General features: G+C 63.6%; 15 protein-coding genes. 3 read left to right on the forward strand and 12 right to left on the reverse strand.

Features of this window, described 5'->3' with window-relative positions; translation table 11 throughout:
- Positions 1-140 precede the first annotated feature (140 nt).
- A complete protein-coding gene (locus AB6M95_RS11110) occupies positions 141-413 on the forward strand; it encodes an HU family DNA-binding protein (protein ID WP_071544172.1) in 273 nt (90 codons plus the stop codon).
- 80 nt (positions 414-493) lie between these two features.
- On the opposite strand, the gene AB6M95_RS11115 is transcribed toward AB6M95_RS11110, so the two are convergent.
- The 12 genes from AB6M95_RS11115 to AB6M95_RS11170 form a co-directional block, all read right to left on the reverse strand.
- Positions 494-2,071 carry a methyl-accepting chemotaxis protein gene (locus tag AB6M95_RS11115; protein WP_371386821.1) on the reverse strand — a complete coding sequence of 526 codons (1,578 nt, stop codon included), beginning with the start codon at positions 2,069-2,071 and terminating at the stop codon, positions 494-496.
- 166 nt (positions 2,072-2,237) lie between these two features.
- Positions 2,238-4,388, reverse strand: a complete 2,151-nt coding sequence (gene ldhH, locus AB6M95_RS11120; protein ID WP_371386822.1) for an L-lactate dehydrogenase (quinone) large subunit LdhH — start codon at positions 4,386-4,388, stop codon at positions 2,238-2,240.
- Positions 4,389-4,390: 2 nt separating this feature from the next.
- Positions 4,391-5,017: a LutC/YkgG family protein gene (locus AB6M95_RS11125; protein WP_371386823.1), complete on the reverse strand. Its 627-nt coding sequence runs from the start codon at positions 5,015-5,017 to the stop codon at positions 4,391-4,393.
- A gap of 60 nt (positions 5,018-5,077) precedes the next feature.
- Positions 5,078-6,280, reverse strand: coding sequence for an acetate/propionate family kinase (locus AB6M95_RS11130; RefSeq protein ID WP_371386824.1), 1,203 nt, complete (start codon positions 6,278-6,280; stop codon positions 5,078-5,080).
- Complete coding sequence (gene pta / locus AB6M95_RS11135; RefSeq protein ID WP_371386825.1) at positions 6,281-8,395, reverse strand: phosphate acetyltransferase; 2,115 nt, start codon at positions 8,393-8,395, stop codon at positions 6,281-6,283.
- Positions 8,396-8,429: 34 nt separating this feature from the next.
- Positions 8,430-9,710 carry a (Fe-S)-binding protein gene (locus AB6M95_RS11140; RefSeq protein ID WP_371386826.1) on the reverse strand — a complete coding sequence of 427 codons (1,281 nt, stop codon included), beginning with the start codon at positions 9,708-9,710 and terminating at the stop codon, positions 8,430-8,432.
- Between the two features lie 9 nt (positions 9,711-9,719).
- Entirely contained in the window at positions 9,720-11,105 is a 1,386-nt protein-coding gene (locus AB6M95_RS11145) for an FAD-binding oxidoreductase (RefSeq protein ID WP_371386827.1), read from the reverse strand.
- 140 nt (positions 11,106-11,245) lie between these two features.
- Positions 11,246-12,955, reverse strand: coding sequence for an L-lactate permease (locus tag AB6M95_RS11150; RefSeq protein WP_371386828.1), 1,710 nt, complete (start codon positions 12,953-12,955; stop codon positions 11,246-11,248).
- A 111-nt stretch (positions 12,956-13,066) separates the two neighbouring features.
- Positions 13,067-16,657: a pyruvate:ferredoxin (flavodoxin) oxidoreductase gene (nifJ, locus tag AB6M95_RS11155; protein WP_371386829.1), complete on the reverse strand. Its 3,591-nt coding sequence runs from the start codon at positions 16,655-16,657 to the stop codon at positions 13,067-13,069.
- A gap of 335 nt (positions 16,658-16,992) precedes the next feature.
- Entirely contained in the window at positions 16,993-17,556 is a 564-nt protein-coding gene (locus AB6M95_RS11160; RefSeq protein WP_371386830.1) for a DNA-3-methyladenine glycosylase I, read from the reverse strand.
- Positions 17,557-17,564: 8 nt separating this feature from the next.
- Entirely contained in the window at positions 17,565-19,004 is a 1,440-nt protein-coding gene (locus AB6M95_RS11165) for a sigma-54-dependent transcriptional regulator (protein WP_371386831.1), read from the reverse strand.
- Position 19,005: 1 nt separating this feature from the next.
- On the reverse strand, positions 19,006-21,660 hold the full coding sequence (locus AB6M95_RS11170; protein ID WP_371386832.1) for a hybrid sensor histidine kinase/response regulator: 2,655 nt from the start codon (positions 21,658-21,660) through the stop codon (positions 19,006-19,008).
- 275 nt (positions 21,661-21,935) lie between these two features.
- Here AB6M95_RS11170 and AB6M95_RS11175 point away from each other — a divergent pair, with 275 nt between their 5' ends.
- Entirely contained in the window at positions 21,936-22,238 is a 303-nt protein-coding gene (locus AB6M95_RS11175) for a Dabb family protein (RefSeq protein WP_371386833.1), read from the forward strand.
- A 100-nt stretch (positions 22,239-22,338) separates the two neighbouring features.
- A complete protein-coding gene (locus AB6M95_RS11180; protein WP_371386834.1) occupies positions 22,339-22,707 on the forward strand; it encodes a hypothetical protein in 369 nt (122 codons plus the stop codon).
- Positions 22,708-22,713: the final 6 nt, after the last annotated feature.

Consider the following 22,713-nt stretch of genomic DNA (forward strand, 5'->3'; position numbering starts at 1 on the left):
GCTTCCCGGTTTTGTGTATGAACTTTCCGTGGGCAGCGGTTTTTTGGCTTCCCATAACCTTGGCGAGAGTGTATGACACGAAAGACGTATTTGCGTGTCATATGTAAATAGCATCAATAAACCACTATAGGAGTTTTTTTATGACCAAAGCTGAACTCGTAGCGAAGATCGCTGAAAAGATCGGCACTTCCAAAGCCCAGGCCGAGGCTTCCATGAACGCCATCCTGGACACCATCCAGGAAGAATTGGCCGCCGGCAACAAACTGACCCTGACCGGCTTCGGCACTTTCAGCGTGAGCGAGCGCAAGGCCCGTACCGGTCGCAATCCCCGCACCGGCACCGCCCTGAACATCCCGGCCTGCAAGGTCGCTCAGTTCAAGCCCGGCAAGGTCCTGAAAGACGCCGTAAAATAGCTGCGAGGCTGTTTTTTTGAAAGAAAAGCCCCCTTGGCCGTAGCCAAGGGGGCTTTTCTTTCGCCCGGAGCCGGGCCGGGTTATTTCATTCCGCCGACCACGCCGGTCAGCTGCCGGGCCAGTTCGGCCAGGTGGTCGATGGCCTTGGACGCCTCGACCATGAGCTCGTCGGTCTCCTCGCAGACCCGGGTCACCTCCGAGGTGGCCGCGCTGATCTGTTCGCTGGCCGAGGACTGCTGCTCGGCAGCGGCGGCGATGGAGTGGACCTGGTCGGCCGTGCCGCGCGTGGTGGACAGGATGGAGGCCAGGGCCTCGCCCGAGCGGCCCGCCAGTTCGGTGCTCCGGTTCACGGAATCCACGGCGGTCTGGGTGGCGCGCACGTTCTCCCGGGCCACTTCCTGGATGCCTTTGACCGCCGCGTGCACCTCGCTGGTGGCGTTCATGGTCTTCTCGGCCAGCTTGCGGACCTCGTCCGCGACCACGGCGAAGCCCCGTCCGGCCTCCCCGGCACGGGCGGCCTCGATGGCCGCGTTCAGGGCCAGGAGGTTGGTCTGGTCCGCGATGTCCTCGATGACGCCGAGGACCACGCCGATCTCCTCGGCCCGGTGGTCCAGCTGCTCCATGGACTGCTTGAGTCCCGAGGCGTGCCGCGAGACCTCGTCGATGGCCCCGATGACCTGGCCGACCACGGCCTCGCCCTCGCGGGCCTGGTCGTTGGCTTCGCTGGCGTCGCGGGCCGCCTCCTGGGCGAAGCGGGCGACCTCGAGCACGGCGGCGTTCATCTCCTCCATGGCGGCGGCGGTCTCGGCGGTCCGGTCCGTCTGGTTCCTTGAACCCCGGCGGGCCTGGGTGACCAACCCCTCCAGCGTCCGGGACGAATCGCCCAGCTGTTCGGAGATGGCCGTGGCCTCGCTGGCTGCGGTGGAGATGCGTTCGTTCTGGCTGAGGATCTTCCGCTCGTTGCGCTTGAGCTCGGTGGTGTTCATGTACAGGCAGCAGCCGCCGATGACCCGGTTCTCCACGTCGTGCAGGGGAAAGAGGCTGATGAGCACGTTGATGTCGCTGCCGTCGGCGTGCTTGAAGACCGCTTCGACGTTCATGTCGCGGGTGTCGTGGACCATGCAGTCCGCGATCTTGGACCGCCGGTCGTCCTTGTAGAATATCTGGGAGATCATCCGGCCGTAGTAAGTCTCGGGCGCCTCGCGGGAGCCGAGCATGTCCAGGCATTCGCGGTTCAGGAAGGTCAGCCGCTGGTCCGTGTCCACGATGGCGCAGGGGATGGGCAGGCCGTGCAGGATGGAACGGGCGAACCCGAGGCGCTCCTTGTAGCGCGAGGCCAGCTCGCCCACCTGTGCGCCGAGGCCCGGCACGGCGGCGGCCAGGGTGTCGGAGTCGGCCAGGCCGTATTCCTCGTCGAGCATGTGGCCGGTGAACTCCGAGAGCACGGCGGCCGGGCGGACCAGGGCCCCGTGCAGGACCCACATGATGACCACGCCCAGCAGGGTGAAGGCCGCGATCATGGCTCCGACCACGGGCATGCTGATGGACGAGGTGCCGAAGATGAAGAAGCAGACGGCGGAAACCACGGCCGCGAGGAGCAGGGTGGCCCCGTAGAGTCCGACGGACAGTTTGAAGCAAAAGGGCGTTTTGTTGAACATGGCTTGTTCTCTATGGGCGGGATTTAAAAGAGAGGGTTCCCCGCCCGTGTGGGATAGGCGGGGAACCCGTTTGAGGCCGGTTCGTTCAGGAGGAAGCAGGGTGTGGGTGCTTCTGCGGATTGCGGTCCTTACCTTCTGAGAGCCTCAAATGTTATGGCAAAGCCGGTTATTTCTTGTTCTTGGACATGACCTCGGCCACGTGCTTCACCTGAACCTTGGAACCCCGGCGCTTGAGGCCGCCGCGAAGCTGCATGATGCAGCCGGGGCAGTCGGTCAGCAGGGTATCCGCCCCGGTGGCCTCGACGTTGTCGAGCTTCTTCTTGAGTAGCTCGGCCGAGAGTTCCGGGAATTTCATGGAGAAGGTGCCGCCGAAACCGCAGCAGACCTCTTCCTCGGCGCACTCCACGTACTCCAGGCCGCTCTTTTCGATGAGCTGGCGCGGCGCTTCGTGCACGTCCAGGCCCCGGCACAGGTGGCAGGGCGCGTGATAGGTAGCCTTTTCGCCGGTCTGCGCAAAGTCCTTTGCCTCGACCTTGAGCACATCGTTGACGAAGGAGGAGTAGTCGATGATCTTGGCCGAAAACGCGTCGGCGCGGAGCTTCAGCGACGGCTTGTCCATGACCAGCTTCGGATAGTTGTGCTTGAGGTGCGCGGCGCAGGAGGCGCACAGGGTGACGATGTAGTCGTAGGCGTCCGGCTCGAACGCGCGCAGGTTCTGCGCGGCCACGTCGCGGGAAGCCTTGGTTTCGCCCATCATCTGCACGGGCAGGCCGCAGCAGGACTGCTTCTCCGGGAACTCCATGGCCACGCCGTTGGCCGCGAACACGTCCACGGCCGCCTGCATCTGCTCGGGGTAGACGAAGTCCTGGACGCAGCCCGAGAACAGGGCCACGCGGTACTTGGGATTCTCCACCGTGGGCCGGTTCTCCTGCCACCAGTCGCGGAACGGGGTCTCGGCGATGGTCGGCAGGGCGCGGAAGCTGTGCTCCTTGGAGAAGATCATGGGCAGGTGGCGGATGAATCCGTCCTTCTCGGCCACGGGCTTCTGGCCCCACTTGGCGGTGCGCAGCAGGGTGTGGAACAGCTTGCGGTTGCGCAGGACCTTGCCGAGCAGGAAGCTGGGCAGCGGGTGGCCGTCCTCGTCCTGGATGCGAGCATGGATCTCCTTGATCAGGCGCGGCAGGTCGATGCCGCCCGCGCAGACGTCCTTGCACGCCTCGCAGTTGATGCAGTTCTGGACCAGGTTCTTGGCCTTGTCCTTGCCGTGGAAGAAGTAGGTCAGGATCAGGCCGATGGCGCCGATGTAGATGTGGCCCATCTTGTGGCCGCCCACCAGGCGGTAGACCGGACAGACGTTGGCGCAGGCGCCGCAGCGCACGCAGCGGTTGACCTGCGAGAAGAGCGGATCCTTGATCAGCTCGCTTCGGCCGTTGTCCAGGACCACATAGTGGATTTCCTTCCTGCCGTCCTCGGCCGCCAGGCACTCGTTGTTGCCGGTGATCCAGGTCACGTAGGAGGTCAGCTGCTGGCCGGTGGCGTTGCGCGGCAGGACCTTGAGGATGCGCAGGGCGTCCCGCAGGTTGGGCAGCAGCTTGTCGATGCCCATCAGGGCCACGTGGACGCGGGGCAGGGTGGTCACCAGGCGGGCGTTGCCCTCGTTGGTGACGATGCCGATGCCGCCGGTCTCGGCGATGGCGAAGTTGGCGCCGGAGATGCCCATGTCGGCCTCGACGTACTTCTGGCGCAGCTCGCGGCGGGCCACCTTGACCAGTTTCTCGATATCGGCGTCCTGTTTCTTGCCGGTCACCTCGGTGAACAAGTCGCCCACCTGGAAGCGAGACAGGTGAATGGCCGGCATGACCATGTGGGACGGGCCCTCATGCCTGAGCTGGATGATCCATTCGCCCAGGTCGGTCTCGGTCACTTCGAGGCCTGCGTCCTCCAGGTCGTGGTTGAGGAGCGTCTCCTCGGCGGTCATGGACTTGGATTTGACGATCTTCTTGCACTTGGCGTCCAGGGCGATCTTGGTGATGATCCGGTTGGCCTCGTCGCCGTCCTTGGCGAAGTGCACGTGCACGCCCGCCGCCTCGGCATTGGCCTTGAACTCCTTGTACAGGGCGTCGGCGTTCTGGGCCGCGGCGTCCTTGGAGTCGGCTATTTCCTGGATCAGTTCGCGGACGTCCATGCCCTTGAAGGCGTTGGCGCGGCCCGCGCGATAGGCGATGGCGAAGTTGTCGAGCGTGGTGCGCAGGAACTCGTTGTCCAGCGTCTCGTGCAGTTCTTCGCGGTATTCTTTGAGGTTGTGAGCTTTCTGCATGGCTAGTCCTCCAGGAGCAGGATGTGCAATTCAAGGGGGCCGTGAACGCCGAGCGCGAGCACGCGCTCGATGTCTGCGGTCCGGCTGGCGCCGGTGATGAAGGCCAGGTAGTCCGGGGTCTTCTTCATCCTCGTCAGCATCATCTTTTCCACGGCGTACGTGTTGGCCTTGATCTTGGACTTGGGCAGCACGCAGACGTGGAACTCGCTGACCATGGTGGCCAGACGCAGCTCCTCGCTGGGACAGTCGAGCATCAGCGTGCCGGTGTCGGCGATGCCGTACTCGGCGAAGGTGAAGCCGATGTCCACGCCGGCCAGGTGGTCGCGCATGCCCTTGTCGATGCACTCGAACCCGGCCTTCTTGGCCTGGGCCGCCAGCTTCTTGTACAGCTCGGGGTCCAGGCCCGGCGCGGCAATGACCTTCTTCTGCTTGGTCTCGCAGAGTTCCTCGGCCTTGTCGGACAGGGCGGTGCCGCAGCCGCTGATCAGGAGCTGGCAGGCCTCCTTTTCGCCACACAGATTGATGACATATTTGAGCGCTTCGTCCTCATTGGCGATGCTCGTCACCTTGGCGGAAACGAGTCCCGCCTTTTCCTCGAATAACTGGTACAGGTCTTCCTTGGAAGGCATGATACCTACCTCCATGTATGTTTGACCCCAGGCCCTGCCGGGCCGCCGCAACGGGTCGGGTTATTTGACGAGCGCCATGGCCTCGCGGGCAATGGCCAGTTCCTCGTTGGTCGGGATGACCCAAATGGCCACGGCGCTGTCAGCGGTGCTGATCTTGCGGGCTTCCTTGGACCGGGTCCCGTTGACTTCGGGGTCGATCTTCATGCCGAAGGGCTCCAGCCCTTCGATGGTCTTGGCGCGGACGATGTCGTCGTTCTCGCCGATGCCGGCGGTGAAGACGACCGCGTCCACCCGGCCCAGCACGGCCATGTAGGAGCCGATGTACTTGCGGGTCCGGTAGGTCTGGACGTCCAGGGCCAGCTTGGCGCGCTCGTCGCCCTTTTCCACGGCCGCGTGGATGTCGCGCATGTCGTTCATGCCGCACAATCCCTTGAGGCCGGATTCCTTGTGCAGGATGTTGTCGATGGCGGCGATGTCGAGGCCTCGGTTCACGGCCAGGTAGTTGTGGACTGCGGGGTCCACGTCGCCGGACCGGGTGCCCATGACCAGCCCCTCGAGCGGGGTCAATCCCATGGAGGTGTCGGCGCACAGGCCGTTTTTGACGGCCGACATGGACGCGCCGTTGCCCATGTGGATGGTGATGATGTTCATTTCCTCAAGCGGCTTGCCCATGAGGCGGGCGCATTCGTTGGCCACGTACTTGTGGGAGGTGCCGTGCGCGCCGTAGCGGCGGATGTGGTCCTCCTCGTAGTACTCGTACGGCAGGGCGTACATGAAGGCGTGGGGCGGAATGGTCTGATGAAAGGCCGTGTCGAAGACCAGCACCTGGGGCACGCCGGGGAACAGCTTGATCGCGTCCTTGGCCCCGCCCAGGTTGGCGGGGTTGTGCAGGGGCGCCAGCCGTTCGGTCTCGGTCAGGTCGGGCCACATGTCGTCGGTGATGACCACCGGCACGTTGAACTTCTCGCCGCCGGCGACCACGCGGTGGCCGACCACGTCGATCTCGTCCATGGCGCAGACAGCGTTTTCGCCCTTGCAGATCAGGTCGATGGACATTTCGAGGCCCACCCCGTGCGTGGGGATGGGCCGTTCGATTTCGGTTTTGACTTCCCTGTCCGTGCCGGGGAAGGTCTTGCTGGTCAGGCTGCCCACTTCCTCGCCGATGCGCTCCACCAGGCCGGAGACCATGACGGATTCATCGCTCATGTCGATGAGCTGGTACTTGATGGAGGAGCTGCCTGAATTGATCACGAGAACTTTCATCTATTCACCTTTTTCAGCCTGGGCCTGGATGGCCGTGATGGCTACTGTGTTGACGATATCGGGAACGGTGCAGCCGCGGGACAGGTCGTTGACCGGCTTGTTCAGGCCCTGGAGAACCGGGCCGATGGCCACGACGTTGGCGGCCCGCTGCACTGCCTTGTAAGTGTTGTTGCCGGTGTTCAGGTCCGGGAAGATGAACACGGTGGCCTTTCCGGCCACGTCCGAGTTCGGCATTTTCACCAGCGCCACGTCCGGGTCGATGGCCGCGTCGTACTGGATCGGCCCCTCCAGGGGGATGTCCAGGCCGCGCTCCACGAGAAGCTCGCGGGCGATCTTGGTGGCCTCGATGACCTTTTCCACGTCCTCGCCCTTGCCGGACGAGCCGGTGGAGTAGCTGAGCATGGCTACGCGCGGCTCCACGCCGAAGATCTTGGCGGTCTCGGCGGAGCCCAGGGCGATTTCGGCCAGCTGCCTCGCGTTGGGGTTGGGGTTCACGGCGCAGTCGCCGTAGACCAGCACGCGGTCCTTGAGGCACATCAGGAAGACGCTCGACACGATGGAGCAGCCCGGCTTGGTCTTGACGAACTCAAACGCCGGCCGGATGGTGTGCGCCGTGGTGTTGATGGAGCCGGAGACCATGCCGTCGGCAAAGCCCTTGTGGACCATCATGGTGCCGAAGTAGGTGGGATCGGCCATGCGGTCCCAGGCCTGTTCGGCGATGAGGCCCTTGTGCTTGCGCAGCTCCAGGTATTCCTCGGCGAACGGGTCGAGCAGGTCCGAGTTGGACGGGTCGATGATCTGCGCGGCGGAGATGTCCACGCCGAACTTGGAGGCGTTGTCCCGGATGGCCTGCTCGTTGCCCAGCAGGATGATCTCGGCAGCGCCGCGGCGCAGGATGATGTCGGCGGCGCGCAGGATGCGCTCCTCCACGCCCTCGGGCAGGACGATGCGCTGTGGATTGCGCGACGCCTTGTCCATCAGGGAGTATTCGAACATCTTGGGCGTGACCTTGGTGGAGCGCTTCTCGACCACGCGGTCGCGCAGTTCGTTGACGTCCACGTGCTGGGCAAATCCGCCGAGCGCGGTGGCGATGCGCTGGTAGTCGTCGGCCTCGATGCGGCCGTACAGGGAGTTGAGCTCCTGCACGGTCTGGTAGGTGTGACCCTTGCAGGACAGCACCGGAACCGGCACGCCGGTCCAGCCCTCGATGAGCTTGTGCACGTTGACCGAGACGTCCAGGCCGCCGGTCAGGACGATGCCCGCGATGTCCGGGTAGGAGCTGGACAGCCGGGAGGCCAGGCTGGACAGGATGATGTCCGAGCGGTCGCCCGGGGTGATGATCAGGCTGCCGGGCCGGATGTACTGCAGGAAGTTGCCGATCTGCATGGCCGCGACCACGTAGTTGTCGACCAGGGCCTGCAGCCCGGAATGCCCGTAGAGGACGTCGGCGTCGAGCCAGCGGCGCACGTCGTTGATGCTGGGCTTGCCCAGGGCCTCGTCCTCGGGGATGACGTAAACGGGCATGGGCTCCCGGCCGCCCTTGCGCTCGATGTGGCCGACCAGTTCGTCGGTCATGCCCTCGGGCGCGCGGTTGACGATGCAGGCCAGGGAGTCCACGCCCTTTTCAGCCAATGTGTCCAAGGTGGTCTGGGAGATGTTGACCACTTCCTCCGGGGCCTTCTCGCGGCCGGACGTCACCACCAGCATGGGCGCGCCGATGTTGGCGGCGATGTCCGCGTTGAGATCGAATTCAAAGGCGGGGTCCTTGCCCTTGAAATCGGTGCCTTCGCAGAGCACGAAGTCGTACTGCTCCTCCAGCGTCTTGTACTTGTTGAGAATGTTCTCGAGCACAAGGGCATGCTGGCCGGAGTTGATCAGCTCGCGGGTCCGCTTCAGCGTGTAGGCGTAAGTGTCTTCGTAGGGAATGGACAGCTTGAAGTGATCGATCATCAGAGCGATGTCGTGGTCCTTTTTCCCTTCTCCCGGATCATTGATGATGGGCCGGAAGATGGCGACATTGTGGAGTTCCCTCGTGAGCATTTGCATGACTCCGAGGACCACGGCGGATTTGCCGCTGCGTTCCTCGGTGGCGCTCACGTACAGGTTCTTGGACATGGTCTTTTCCTTGTTTTTTGCCGTTGATTATCCGTTATAAGGAGTCGGCATAGAGCTCGATGACATGCTTGACGCTCATGTCGGCTCCTTTCTGCGATAGCATGTCCGTGATCTGGATCATGCAGGCCGGGCAGCTGGTGGCAGCCACCTTGGCCTTGGACGCCATGATGTTGTCCGCCTTGCGGCTGCCGATTTCCCTGGACAGCTCGTAGTGGGCGATATTGAAGCTTCCGCCGCAGCCACAGCAGGTGCCCGCGTCGGTCATTTCCTTGAAGTCGCACCCGGCCGCCTTGATCAGGGTCCGGGGCTGGGCCGTGATGCCCAGGGAGTTCTTCAAATGGCAGGGGTCATGGTAGGTCACACTCTTCCCGCCTGCAAGCTCCTTGGGCTCCACTTTCAATACATCCACCAGGAATTGGCTGATGTCCATGGTTTTCCGGGCCAGCACGCCGATGTCGTACGTGCGGGAGGAATCGCCCTTGTACATGTGGGGCCACAGTTCCTTGATGGTCGAGGTGCAGGAGGCGCAGCCGGTGACCAGGTAGTCGAACTCGCCGTCCTTGAGACGGTCCACGTTCATGCCCACCAGGGTGTCGAAGGTGGCGGTGTCGCCGCTGGACAGTACGGGAATGCCGCAGCAGGCCTGGCCCGAGGGCAGGTACACGCCCACTCCGTGGTGCTTGAGGACCTTGAGGATCGCCTCGCCCACCTGGGGGTAGATCTTGTCGATGACGCAGCCCACGTAGAAGGCCACTCGCAGGCCGGACTTGCCGGCCGGGGTGTCCATCTCCGGGACGATCTTGTGGAACGGTTTGCTGGCCAGGGTGTTGAAGTGCCGGTCGGCGATGATCGGCGCGTTGAACCGGGCGCAGCTGGAGCCCAGCATGTCGTCCACCTTCTTGGTGAAGATGCCCTGGAACTTGGCGCCCATTTCGGTCAGGGCGTTGAACAGCTTGGGGTTCTTCAGCAGGCCGCGGAAGATGGCCTTCTTGGCCGGGGACAGGCCGAAGTAGCCGGTCATGATCGCGCGGGCCTTGAGGAAGATGTCCATTACGGACACGCCGGACGGACAGTTTGCCTGGCAGGTGCCGCAGAGCAGACAGCGGTTGAGCTGCTCGTTGACGCCTGCCGGGTCCTTGAGCATCTCGGAAGCCAGGCCGTCGAGCAGGGCCAGCTTGCCCCGGGTGACGTCGGTTTCCTTGCCGCTCAGCTTGAAGATGGGACAGACCGCCTGGCACATGCCGCAACGCATGCACCCGACCAACTGGTCGTCCAGTTCCTTGAACATTTGTGCGAGTTTATGAATATCGGCCATGGTGATCACCTATTCGGCGCCGACGATCTTATCGGGGTTGAGGATGCCTTTGGGATCGAGAACGGACTTCATGCGGCGGGCATAGGCCAGGGTGCCCTTGGAGGTCTCCTGGGCCAGGTACTTGGACTTGGCCAGGCCGATGCCGTGTTCGCCGGACAGGGTGCCGCCCATGGACAGGGCCTTGTCGAAGATCATGTCGATGCCCTTTTCCACGCGCTCCCACTCTTCCTTGTTGCGCTTGTCGGTCAGGATGGTGGGGTGCAGGTTGCCGTCGCCCGCGTGGCCGAAGGTGCCGATGGTCAGGTCGAGCTTCTTGGCGATTTCTTCCAGGGCCTCGATCATGGCCGGGATCTTGGAGCGGGGCACGGTGGCGTCCTCAAGCACGCAGGTGGGCTTGAGTTTGGCCAGGGCGGGCAGGGCGTCGCGGCGGGCCTGCCAGACGGCGTCGCGCTCGGCGGCGTCCTTGGCCACGTGCAGCTCGGTGGCGCCATTCTCCTTGCAGATGCGTTCGACAACGGCGGCCTCGTCGGCGACCTGGCCGGGGTGGCCGTCCACCTCGATGAGCAGCAGGGCGGCGGCGTCCACGGGCAGACCTGCGCCGCGGAAGTTCTCGACCGTGCGGATGGTGAAGTTGTCCATCATCTCGAGGGTGGCCGGGACGATCTTGTTGGCGATGATGGAGGCCACGGTCTCGGAAGCGGCCTTCATGGACGGGAACACGGCCATCATGGACTTGGCGGCCTTCGCCGGGGGAATGAGCTTCAGGATGATCTTGTCGAACACACCGAGCGTGCCCTCGGAAGCGACCATCAGGCCGGACAGGTTGTAGCCGGTGACGCACTTGACGGTCCGGGACCCGGACTTGATCAGTTCGCCGTTGACGTCCCAGAATTCCATGCCCATGACATAGTCCTTGGTCACGCCGTACTTCAGGCCGCGCAGGCCGCCCGCGTTCTCGGCCACGTTGCCGCCCAGGGTGGAAACGGCCTGGGAGCCCGGATCGGGCGGGTAGAACAGGCCGCGCTTGGCCACTTCGGCCGCAAACTGGGCGGTGACCACGCCGGGTTCGACCACGGCGTACATGTCGGCCTCGTTGATTTCGAGGATGCGGTTCAGTCCGTTGGTCAGGACCACCACGCCGCCGGGATGGGGAATGGTGCCGCCGGACAGGTTGGTGCCCGCGCCGCGCACGGTCAGGGGAAGGCCGTTGTCGTTGCACAGCTTGGTCACGGCGCCCAGGGCCTCGCTGGTCCGGGGACGGACCACCAGGGCGGGCATTACAGAGTCGAGGACGGCGGCGTCGTAGGAATAGGCGTGCCGGTCGGTTTCACCGGTCATAACGTTTTCAGCGCCGGCTATAGCTTCAAATTCTTTGATAATCGCTTCTTTGGTCATGGTCGACTCCTAAGAAAAATGATGATCCCCGGGGGTCCTCCGGGGCTTGTTTCGTAAAGGGGTGAAGCAGGTGGACACTTCTTTTAGCAGGTTCAAGGGGAGACGGGCGTTTCGCCCGCCTCCCTTTTGGTCTTCTAATGTTAGAACAGGCCGGGCAGGAACACGAAGCTCATCAGCGAGGCCACGATGCCGACAACGACGCCGTACAGCAGGAAGGGCCAAACGGTCCGCTTCAGGATCGCACCCTCCATGCCGGACAGGCCGACAACGGCGCAGGCGGCGACGATGTTGTGGATGCAGATCATGTTGCCCATGCCGCCGCCGACCGCCTGCGCGGCCACGATGATCTGGCGCGGCAGCTCAAGCTGCGAGGCGACGCCCCACTGGAACTCGGCGAACAGCAGGTCGGACACGGTGTTGGAGCCGGTGATGAACGCGCCGAGACCGCCCACGAAGGAGGCCACCATGGGCCAGGCGTTGCCCGCGATGGCGGCCACGGCCTTGGCCATGGCCAGGGGCATGGACGGGTAGGAGTGCGGGTTCAGGGCGGTGTCGGCGATGCCGGAACCGCGGAAGATGGACACCAGGGCGACCGCCGCGAACAGGGCGATGGTCGGGTTCTTCATGGTCTTGATGGCCTGGAGCCAGGAGAGCTTGACCTTGTCGGCGGGCATGCCGTGGATGAGCACGGTCAGCAGGGCGACCAGGACGAACGGGATGGTGCCGGGCAGGTACAGATAGGCGATGGAGGCGTTGACGGACTTGAAGCCCAGGATGCTGGTGAACTTGATAGCCTGGCTGGCCAGCATGGCCTTGAGACCGAGCTCGGGGATGCGGGTCACGACCAGGATCAGGCCGATCAGGATGTAGGGCAGCCAAGCGCGGAACTGGCTCATGTGGGCCTTGAACTCGGAGGCGTCGGCGGACACGGAACCGGTCCACTCGGGATCCCACTTGGAGGAATCACCGAAGTCCCAGGTGGTCTTGGGCATGCAGAAGCCCTTCTTGGCGCCGATGATGATGATGCCCAGGCCGACGAGACCACCGATCAGGGACGGGAACTCGGGACCGACGTTCCAGGCGAAGATCAGGTAGGGCACGGAGAAGGCCACGGCTGCGAAAATACAGAACTTCCAGGCCGCGAAGCCGGGCTTCCAGCTGCGCTCGGGGCCGAAGTAGCGGGTGATGAAGCCGAGCATGAAGATCGGCAGGATGAAGATCATGCTCAGGTGCATGAGGGTGGCCCACTGGCCGACGACCATGTTGAAGTCGCCCATGTTGGCGAAGTTCAGGCCCGGGGTGCCGGCCTTGACTGCGGCGTCCACGCCGGGAGCCAGGAACTTGAGGCCCAGGACGACCGGGGTGCCGACCGCGCCGAAGGTGACCGGGAAGGAGTTGAAGACCAGGCAGATGATGGCTGCAGCGAGGGGCGGGAAGCCCAGGGAGAGCAGCAGCGGGGCGGCCAGGGCGGCCGGGGTGCCGAAACCGGCGGCGCCTTCGATGAAGGCGGCGAACATGTACCCGATGATGATCGCCTGGATGCGGCGGTCGGGGGTGATGTTCTGCATGCCGTGCTGAATGGTCTCCATGCCGCCGGAATGCTGGAGCGTGCGGAGAATCAGGATGGCGCCGAAGACGATGATCAGGATGCCGATGGCCGTGACGAAGCCCTGAAGGGTCAGGGCGGCGACGTAGGCGACGGGCAGGCTCCAGGCAAGGATCGCGCCGACTGCGGCGGTCAGCCAGGCGAGGGGCATGGCTTTGGTGGCGGGCCAGCGCAGGCCGACCATGAGTACGAGCGCCACCAGGATGGGCAGCAGCGCGATTAACGCGAGCACTTCAATAGACATTAAACAAACCTCCATGGGTGTGAGGAGCGACCCTCACGGTTTCTACAGATGTGCGGGACGGGTCAGGCAGAAGCCTCCGCAACAACCCCGTCCCGCACATGCCTCTAACTATTATCTGCCGTCGTCGCAGGGTTCACCGGAACCCGGGGCTTCGGCCGACACGCCGGTTTCGCAGGCGGCAGGCTCCTCCAGCTCGCCTTTGCCGTAGTCGGCATCGGCCAGGTGGGTGAGGATGGCGTAGCGATCGGCGTAGTCCTTCTCCAGTTTCTCGCGGAACGCCTTGGACAGCTCCGGATGGAAGCGCTCCAGCATGGCGTAGCGGTTTTCGCCGGACAGGAATTCCTGCAGGGTTCCGTCGGGAGCCTTGGACTCCAGAGTGAACGGGTTCTTGCCCTGTTCGACGAGTTCGGGGTTGAAGCGGTACAGGGGCCAGTAGCCGGAGGCCACGGCCAGCTTCTGCTCGAGCTGGGTCTTGCCCATGCCCTTCTTGATGCCCTGGTTGATGCACGGGGCGTAACAGATGACCAGCGAGGGTCCCTTGTAGGCCTCGGCCTCCTTGAAGGCCTTGAGCATCTGCTGCTTGTCCGCGCCCATGGCCACGGAGGCCACGTACACGTAGCCGTAGGTCATGGCCATGCGGCCCAGGTCCTTCTTGCCGGTGCCCTTGCCCGCGGCGGCGAACTTGGCGATGGAGCCGAGCGGGGTGGCCTTGGAGGACTGTCCGCCGGTGTTGGAGTACACCTCGGTGTCCATGACCAGGATGTTCACGTCCTTGCCGGAGGCCAGCACGTGGTCCACGCCGCCGTAACCGATGTCGTAGGCCCAGCCGTCACCGCCGAAGATCCAGACGGACTTCTTGGTGAACAGGTCGGCGTCGGCAGCGATGGCCTTCAGGTTCTCGTCGGTGGCGCCGGAAAGCGCGGCCTTCAGGGTCGCGCCCGCTTCGGCGGAAGCCTCGGCGTCGTCCTTGGCGGCCAGCCAGCCCTCAAGGGCGGCCTTGACGTCGGCGGGAGCGCCGCACAGGGCCTCTTCGCACTTGGCCACCAGGGCCTTGCGGCGGTTGTTCACGCCCATCTCGATGCCGAAGCCGAACTCGGCCGCGTCCTCGAACAGGGAGTTGCCCCAGGCCGGGCCGAAGCCGTCGCGGTTGGTGCAGTAGGGGGTCGAAGGAGCGGAAGCGCCCCAGATGGAGGAGCAGCCCGTGGCGTTGGCGATGATCATGCGCTCGCCGAACAGCTGGGTCAGCACCTTGACGTACGGGGTCTCGCCGCAACCGGCGCAAGCGCCGGAGAATTCCATGAGGGACTGCTTGAACTGGGAGCCCTTGACGGAATCACGCTTGAAGGCGTCCTTGTAGGACACGGTCTCGGAGAAGTCGAAGTTGGGCACCTGCTCGTCGGTCTGGGTGGCGATGGGCTTCATGACCAGCGCCTTTTCCTTGGCCGGGCAGATGTCGGCGCAGTTGCCGCAGCCCAGGCAGTCCAGGGTGTTGACCTGCATGCGGTACTTCATGCCCTTGACTTCCTTGCCCTTGGCGTCCTGGACGGCGAAGGCGGCCGGGGCGTTCTTCAGCTCGTCCTCGGTCACCAGCACCGGGCGCAGGGCGGAGTGCGGGCAGATGAAGGCGCACTGGTTGCACTGGATGCAGTTGTCCATGATCCACTCGGGGACCTTGATGGCCACGCCGCGCTTCTCGTACCTGGAGGTGGCGACCGGTACGGTGCCGTCCACGGAGAAGACGGAGACCGGCAGGTCGTCGCCCTTCTGGGCCAGGACCGGGCGCATGATGTTCTTGACGTAATCGGGCTCGGCGGCGTCGGTCTTGGCGTCGTCGGCCAGGGTCGCCCAGGCGGCCGGGACCGGGATCTCGACGATGGCGTCGGAGGCCTTGTCAACGGCGGCGCAGTTCATTTCGACGATCTTCGGGCCCTTCTTGCCGTAGGCGGCTTCGATGCCGCCCTTGAGCAGGGCGACGGCCTGGTCGAACGGGATGACGTCGGCCAGCTTGAAGAAGGCGGTCTGCATGACCATGTTGATGCGGCCGCCCAGGCCCACTTCGCTGGCGATCTTGACCGCGTCCACAGCGTAGAACTTGAGGTTCTTCTGCGCGATGGTGCGGCGCATGGCGGCGGGCAGTTCCTTGTCCATCTGTTCGGCGGTCCAGGCGCAGTTCAGCACGAAGGTGCCGCCGTCCTTGATGCCGTCGAGCACGTCGTACAGGTGCACGTAGCTCGGGTTGTGGCAGGCCACGTAGTCGGCTGCGGTGACCAGGTAGGTGGACTGGATGGGGGAATGGCCGAAGCGCAGGTGGGAGATGGTGATGCCGCCGGACTTCTTGGAGTCGTAGGCGAAGTAGCCCTGCGCGTACATGTCGGTGTTGTCGCCGATGATCTTGATGGCCTGTTTGTTGGCGCCGACCGTCCCGTCGGAACCGAGACCCCAGAACTTGCACTGGACGGTGCCTTCAGGGGTGGTGTCCAGGGTCCCGGTCGTGACAAGGGAGGCGTTGGTGACGTCGTCCTCGATACCCACGGTGAAGTGGGTCTTGGGGGCGGACGCCGCCATGTTGTCGAACACGGCCTTGGCCATGGCGGGCGTGAACTCCTTGGAGCCCAGGCCGTAACGGCCGGCAGTGAGGACGGGGCCGCTGCCCTTTTCCAGGAACACGGTGCTGATGTCCTGGTACAGGGGGTCGCCCAGGGCGCCCGGCTCTTTGGTGCGGTCGAGCACGGACACGTACTTGGCGGTTTCGGGCAGCACGGCCAGGAAATGCTTGGCCGAGAACGGACGGTACAGGCGGACCTTGATCAGGCCGACCTTTTCGCCTTCGGCGACCAGACGGTTGACCACTTCCTCGATGGTCTCGCAGGAGGAGCCCATGGAGATGATCACGCGCTCGGCGTCGGCGGCGCCGACGTAGTCGAACGGCTTGTAGTCGCGGCCGGTGAGGGCGGAGACCTTGTTCATGTACTCCTCGACGATGGCCGGGATGACCTCGTAGTGGGAGTTGGAAGCCTCACGGCCCTGGAAGTAGATGTCCGGGTTCTGGGCGGTGCCGCGAACGTCCGGGTGTTCCGGGTTCATGGCGCGCTTGCGGAACTCGGCGACCTTGTCCATGTTCAGCAGGGGCTTCATGTCGGCGTAGTCGATGGTCTCGATCTTCTGGATCTCATGGGAGGTCCGGAAGCCGTCGAAGAAGGAGACGAAGGGCACGCTGGCCTCGATGGTGGACAGGTGCGCCACCAGGGAGAGGTCCATGACCTCCTGGACGGAGGCGGCGGCCAGCATGGCGAAGCCGGTCTGGCGGCAGGCCATGACGTCCTGGTGGTCGCCGAAAATGGACAGGGCGTGGGCCGCCAGGGCGCGGGCCGACACGTGGAAGACGCAGGGCAGCAGTTCGCCCGCGATCTTGTACATGTTCGGGATCATCAGCAGCAGGCCCTGGGAAGCCGTGAAGGTCGTGGTCAGCGCGCCGCCGGCCAGGCCGCCGTGCACGGCACCCGCGGCGCCGGCTTCGGACTGCAGCTGGCGGACCTCGACGGTCTGCCCGAAAATATTCTTGCGGCCTTGAGCGGCCCATTCATCGGCGATCTCGCCCATGGTGGACGAGGGCGTGATGGGGTAGATGGCGGCGGTTTCACTCATGGCATAGGCCACCCATGCGGCGGCGGTGTTGCCATCCATCGTTTTCATCTTGGACATTCGATTCTTCTCCTATTGGTGGGTCGTCTGAATTTATGGCGTCCGCCGAGCGGACCCGTTCATTTGATGACACGGTGTATACTCAACATCCGTGCCAACTTTGTGAAAATTTAAATCAACAATAATTACAGCAGATTACGTGTAAGGGCGATCAGGAGGATGTGGTCCGGGCAATGGGGTCAGTCTGAAAAATAGGACGGGATGTGCATTCTGGACATGATAAAGTCACGGACCATGGGCCTTTTTGCCCGGAGCGGGCGCAGGTGGGTGAAAATGAAGTCTGTCCGAAAAAAAGGACAGGCCGGAAAACAACGAAATACGGGGCTATTTCGGGGTCACCGCGCGGTTCCTTCGGCCCAGGCCGGGCCGGCTGCCAGTATCTTTTTGTGGATCGGGCAGGAATCCACGTGCGCCCCCTTCAGATATCCGGAACTCATGAGGAATTCGCCCACGATTTCGCCTCCCACGAATTTGAAGTGCTTCTTGAAGAGCTTGACCCAGTCCTCTTTGGCCAGGGGATGGTGGGCGTCCAGCCAGTTCTTGAACGATCCGTGCTCCCGTTGCAGGGCGAGGACGGCGTTCGCGTTGTGGATGGCCGCATTGACCTTGAGGCGGTTCCGGATGATGCCCGCGTCGGCCAGGAGCCGGGCCCTGTCCGAGTCACCATACGCAGCTATGGTGGGAATGTCGAACCCGTTGTACGCCCTGCGGAAATTTTGTTCCTTGTTGAGGATGGTCCGCCAGCTCAGGCCCGCCTGGTTGATCTCCATGACGAGCAGGGCGAAGAGTTCGGTGTCGTCGGCAATGGGGAATCCGTACCGGGTGTCGTGGTAGACGCGGTCCACGTCGTCCTTGTCGCGGGCGGCGCAGAAGGCGCAGTAGGAGTCGAAATCGGCCATGAGTGCTCCTAGAGGGCCAGGCCGTACTTCTTGAGCAGGCCGTAGAAGTGGGAACGCGAAAGTTTGGAGACGTCGAGGATACGGGGCAGGTCGCCGTCGCACTGGCGGATGAGCTCGCCCAGGTAGACCTTCTCGGCGGTGCTCTTGAAGTCCCGCAGGGTGGGCAGCTCCTGCTCGAAGATATCCTCGAAGATATCCTGTCCGATTTTTCGGACAGGCTCCGGGTAGGGCGCGGGGGGGGCCTCGTCCGGGGCCGCGTTGGTCATGCGCTCTATCTGCGACTTGGCGATCTGGATGCGCAGTTCGCGCGGCAGGTGCATGGCGTAGAGGGTCTTCTCGTTGCCCGAGGTGACCACGGCCCGCTCAAGGATGTTGAACAGCTCGCGCACGTTGCCGGGCCAGTCGTAGCTCTCCAGGGCCGGGTTGAAGTCCGAGCCGAAGGATTTGGGCGGCATGCCGTACTGGCGGCAGAGCTGGGTGACCCGGTAGGTGCACAGGGCCTTGATGTCTTCGGGGCGCTCTCTGAGGGGCGGCATGTGGATGTGCATTGTCTTGAGACGATACAGCAGATCGGAACGGAATGTTCCCTTTTCGACCATCTCGTCCAGGTCCCGGTTGGTGGCGGCCACCAGGCGGAAGTCGCTGGTCTGCTCGCGGGTGTCGCCCACCGGGCGGAAGGTCCGCTCCTGCAGGACGCGCAGGAAGGCCTTCTGCATGGACAGCGGCATTTCGCCCACTTCGTCCAGGAACAGGGTGCCGCCGTCGGCCAGCTTGACCAGCCCGATGCGGTCGCTCTGGGCCCCGGTGAAGGCGCCCTTGCGGTGGCCGTACAGGGTGGATTCGAGCAGGGATTCGGTCAGCCCGGCGCAGTCCACGACCACGAAGTTGCCGGACTTGCGCTTGGAATTGGCGTGGATGGTGGAGGCGAACAGCTCCTTGCCCGTGCCGGTCTCGCCGGTGATGAGTACGTTGGTCTCGGACCGGGCCGCCTGGGACAGGAGGTTGAAGCTGACCTTGATGATCGGGCTGTCGCCGACCACGCCGTTCAGCTCCAGGCCCCGGTCGCCGTCCCGGCCGCGCTTTTCCTCGTGGTACTTGAGCGCCCGGCCCAGGGTCAGGGAGATCTCGCGGATGCTGGACGGTTTGAGCAGGTAGTCCCAGACCCCGCCGCGGATGGCGAGCTCCGCGCCGTCCGGGTCGCCCTTGCCGGTCAGGATGATGACCTCGGGCGGGTCGGGCATGGCCATGATGTCGGGCAGGATGTCCAGGCCGTTGCCGTCGGGCAGGCGGACGTCCAGAAAGATCACGTCGAAGGCCTTCTTGTGCATCAACCTCAGCCCGGCATCCAGGGTATGGGCGGAAACGCACTCATGGGTCAGCCTGGTGATCAGGCTCTCCATGGTCTCGCAGACATCGAGGTCGTCGTCTATGATCAGTATCTCGGCCACTTCATTCCCCTTGCTTGTCGTCGCTCAGTACCGAGCCGATGGCTCGGGACAAATCCTGCTTGTCATAGGGCTTGATAACCACGAGACGGATGTTCGGCAAGTCCGCGGCTGCAGAGACCGCGTCCTCGCGGCCGGAAATGAGGATCACGGGCAGCTCCCGGTCGATGACCGCCAGCCGCCGGGCCAGCTGGGTTCCGCTCATGCCGGGCATGTCGTAGTCGGTGATGACCAGATCGAATTCGCCGGGCATGTCGTTGACCCGGCGCAGGGCCGACAGCGGGCTTTCCTGGCCCTCCACCACGTAGCCCATGGTTTCGAGCAGGCGCGGCGTGGTCTGGAGCTGATCGGCGTCGTCCTCCACGAAGAGGATGCGCGCGCCCAGGGTGTGCGACACCCCGGAGAGCGCCACGTCCCCGCACAGGTCCTCGTCGCCCTTGGGCAGATAGATGGAGAAGGTCGTGCCGCCGCCCTCGCGCGGGTCCACCCGCAGGCCGCCCTTGTGGCTGCGCACGATGCCGTGGACAACCGCCAGGCCGAGTCCGGTGCCCTCGGTCTTGTCCTTGGTGGTGAAGAACGGGTCGAAGATTTTGTCCACGATATCCTGGGGGATGCCCGGTCCGTTGTCCTCCACCGCCAGCCGGACGTATTCGCCCGGGAGCAGCCCGAGGATCTCCGCGTCCTCGCCCGAGACCTCGGCCTGGTCCAGGCGGACCTCGATGGTTCCGCCCGTGCGGCGCAGGGCGTGGAAGGCGTTGGTGCACAGGTTCATGACCACCTGGTGGATCTGGGTCGGGTCCGCATGCACGCAGGACAGGTTTTCCGCGATGCGCGAGCGGACCTCGATCTTGCGGGGCATGGAGGATTCGAGCAGCCCGATGGCCTCGGCGATGACCCCGCCCACGTCCGTGGGCCGGAAGCCCTCGGTGGAGGGGCGGCTGAAGGCCAGGATCTGCTTGACCACCCGGCCGCCGCGCCGGGCGGCCTTGAGCACCCGCTCCAGGTCCCTGGTGGTCATGGATTCCGGGTCCAGGTCGCCCACGGCCAGCTCGGTGGAGTTGATAATGCTGGTCAGGATGTTGTTGAAATCATGTGCGATGCCGCCGGCCAGCGTGCCGATGGCCTCCATCTTCTGGGATTGCAGCAGCTGCTTTTCCAGGTTCAGCTCGGTGGTGATGTTGTCGGCCATGGAGAGCACACCCACGATCTGGCCGGAGCGGTCGTTGATGGGCACCTTGGTGACCTCGATCCAGGCCGGGTTGCCCTCGGCGTCGGCCAGCTTGCGCCGTTCCTTGCGGAAGGCCTGGCCCTTGTTGATCACGGCCCGGTCCGCGCCCGAGGCCCAGGAGGCGTAGTCCAGGTCCGCGATGACGTCGTGGGTGGTCCGATCGACGATGCCCGGCCCGTGTTCCAGGCCGAAGAACTCCGAGAAGGCACGGTTGGTGCCGAGGTAGCGTCCGTCGGCGTCTTTCCAGGATACCAGCTGCGGGACCGTGTCCATCAGGGTCTCCTGGAAGGCGAGCTGGTCCTTGATCTTGCGTTCCACCTTGCGCCGTTCGAGCATGGTCAGGATCAGGAAGATGAGCACCAGGACCAGCAGGACGAAGCTGACCATGATCGTCCAGAAGACTTCCTTGGAGAGTTCGTAGAACGCCTTGGGCGCGTTGATGATCCGGCTCCCCTCGGGCAGCAGGGCCATGTTCAGGTTGAGCCGCTTCATGACCTTGTAGTCGAAGATGTATTCCCCGGTGGTCTCGCGGAACACGGGGATGTCGTCCGCGCTCTTGCCGTCCAGGATCTCCATGGCGATCTCGGCGGCCCGCCGTCCGTGCATGTAGCCGGAGAGCATGTTGCCGCCCACCGCGCCGTTGCCCGCCAGGAACTCCCAGGCCGTGTAGATGGGCACCGGGGACCGGTCGTAGATGGCCTGCATGGCCTCCTCGGCGGTCAGGAAACGGCCGTCGATGACCTGGTAGTAGGGGATGAAGAAGAGAAAGGTGTCGTCGGGCAGGTGGGCCACCCGGTCGAGCACGTTCGTGAGCGACATGTCGGTCCAGTATTCGGCCTCCAGCGGGACCTTGTAGCGCGCCATCTGGCTCTGGACCTGGCGCTTGATGGCCGCCCCGGCCGTGGAGGAGTCGCCGACCACGGCGATGTGCCGCTTGTCCGGGTGCAGGCGCAGGGCCACGTCCAGGGTCTTGGACAGGTCGAAGCTCTCGATGACGCCCGTGGCGTTGTCCGAGTCCGTGTCGTCGGTGTTCAGGAAGTTAACGCCGCAGTACACCAGGGGAACGCCGGGGAAGAGAATGTCCCGGTACTGGGTGGCGAAGGAGTACGCGTCGTTGTCCGAGGTCATGATCAGGTCGAACTTCTCGTTCTTGAACTTCTCCTTGTACAGCCGCAGGAGCATGCGGGTCACGTCCTCGTAATTGTACCGCTTGGCGTCCATGTATTCGATCTGGAGGTCGATCTTGTAGTGGCTGTTCTCCAGGACCGAGCGGATGCCGCGCATGATGGCGTCGGACCACTGATAGCCGTCGTGGTAGGAGTTCAGGCAGAGGACGCTCTTCTTGGGCTTTTCGGTCGCGCCGAGCACCGGCCTCGCGGGCAGGGTGCAGAGGCAGGCGAGCAGCAGGGTCAAACAGAGTATTTTGCGCATTGTGGCTCTTTTTGGCATTTCTCGTGCATATGAGGTCTGGCAAATGGCGTTGCCAAGACGCATGCAAAGGATGGGCCTTTGCATTTCAAAGTCAAGGCGGCGCACTCCGGGCAGCGTCACCATCTCCCGGAAAATCGGTCAAGGGAATGATATATTTCCGAGAATTGGGGTGACAAAATGGTAAACAGTGTTTATTCTCATTTGTGTAAACAAGTGTCTATCTCACGCCGTTTTGTCTATACTGTCTGAATTGTTACATTTCAAGGAGAGTTCCAGTGGTCAGACACATCGTCATGTGGACGTTGAAGGATGAGGCCGAAGGCCAGACGGCCAAGGAAAACGGCGCGAAGATGAAGGAGATTCTGGAGGCGCTCGATGGGCGTATCGAGGGTCTCAGGCATATCGAGGTCAGCGTGGACATCGTGGCCGCCGACCCCGAATGCCATGTGATTCTGTGCTCCGAGCACGACGACGTGGATGCCCTGAACCACTATCAGAATCACCCCGAGCACCAGGCCTGCGTCGCCTTCGTGAAGAAGGTGGCCTCCGGCCGCAAGGCAATTGATTACGTCATCTGAGATGGTTCGGCAGGGGCGACCCCGCCGGACCGATGAACGAGGGGTGAATCCGAACCCACGCGGCCTGAGAGGGAAGGAAGGCCGCGCCAAGGAGGATGCCATGTCCATGCGTTTTGACCAGGAACGGAAGCGGATTATCTGCCGCTGGGAAGAACCCACCAAAGTGGTCATGAACAAGAAGGAAGGGCTGATCAACCGTTCCCGTATGATCACCGTCAAGGTGAACGACAACGGCAAATTGAACAGCAAGGACCGCAAGCGGCACGCGGACCATCCCATGTTCCCGATCATCAGCCGTTTCAACCAGATGCTCAATTCCATCGAGTGCTACCCGAAGTGCGAGAACGAGTACAGGTGCGCGGTATGCGGCGCCACTCATGGCGTCAGTCCGCACTTCGATACCAAGAGCCAGTCCATTGTCTGGCTGTGCAAGGAGCATCTGGACAACTCGCCCGAGTTGGACGCCTAGAATTCA

Source organism: Pseudodesulfovibrio karagichevae, from assembly GCF_041414475.1.
Lineage (GTDB): Bacteria > Desulfobacterota > Desulfovibrionia > Desulfovibrionales > Desulfovibrionaceae > Pseudodesulfovibrio > Pseudodesulfovibrio karagichevae.

Coding starts and splice junctions, on each gene's coding strand:
- AB6M95_RS11150 (WP_371386828.1), bottom strand. CDS start 12,955: ATGTCTATTGAAGTGCTCGCGTTAATCGCGCTGCTGCCCATCCTGGTG.
- AB6M95_RS11140 (WP_371386826.1), bottom strand. CDS start 9,710: ATGGCCGATATTCATAAACTCGCACAAATGTTCAAGGAACTGGACGAC.
- pta (WP_371386825.1), bottom strand. CDS start 8,395: ATGTCCAAGAACCTGTACGTGAGCGCCACCGAGGAACGCAGCGGCAAA.
- AB6M95_RS11125 (WP_371386823.1), bottom strand. CDS start 5,017: ATGCCTTCCAAGGAAGACCTGTACCAGTTATTCGAGGAAAAGGCGGGA.
- nifJ (WP_371386829.1), bottom strand. CDS start 16,657: ATGTCCAAGATGAAAACGATGGATGGCAACACCGCCGCCGCATGGGTG.
- AB6M95_RS11145 (WP_371386827.1), bottom strand. CDS start 11,105: ATGACCAAAGAAGCGATTATCAAAGAATTTGAAGCTATAGCCGGCGCT.
- AB6M95_RS11130 (WP_371386824.1), bottom strand. CDS start 6,280: ATGAAAGTTCTCGTGATCAATTCAGGCAGCTCCTCCATCAAGTACCAG.
- AB6M95_RS11110 (WP_071544172.1), top strand. CDS start 141: ATGACCAAAGCTGAACTCGTAGCGAAGATCGCTGAAAAGATCGGCACT.
- ldhH (WP_371386822.1), bottom strand. CDS start 4,388: ATGCAGAAAGCTCACAACCTCAAAGAATACCGCGAAGAACTGCACGAG.
- AB6M95_RS11170 (WP_371386832.1), bottom strand. CDS start 21,660: ATGCGCAAAATACTCTGTTTGACCCTGCTGCTCGCCTGCCTCTGCACC.
- AB6M95_RS11115 (WP_371386821.1), bottom strand. CDS start 2,071: ATGTTCAACAAAACGCCCTTTTGCTTCAAACTGTCCGTCGGACTCTAC.
- AB6M95_RS11160 (WP_371386830.1), bottom strand. CDS start 17,556: ATGGCCGATTTCGACTCCTACTGCGCCTTCTGCGCCGCCCGCGACAAG.
- AB6M95_RS11180 (WP_371386834.1), top strand. CDS start 22,339: ATGTCCATGCGTTTTGACCAGGAACGGAAGCGGATTATCTGCCGCTGG.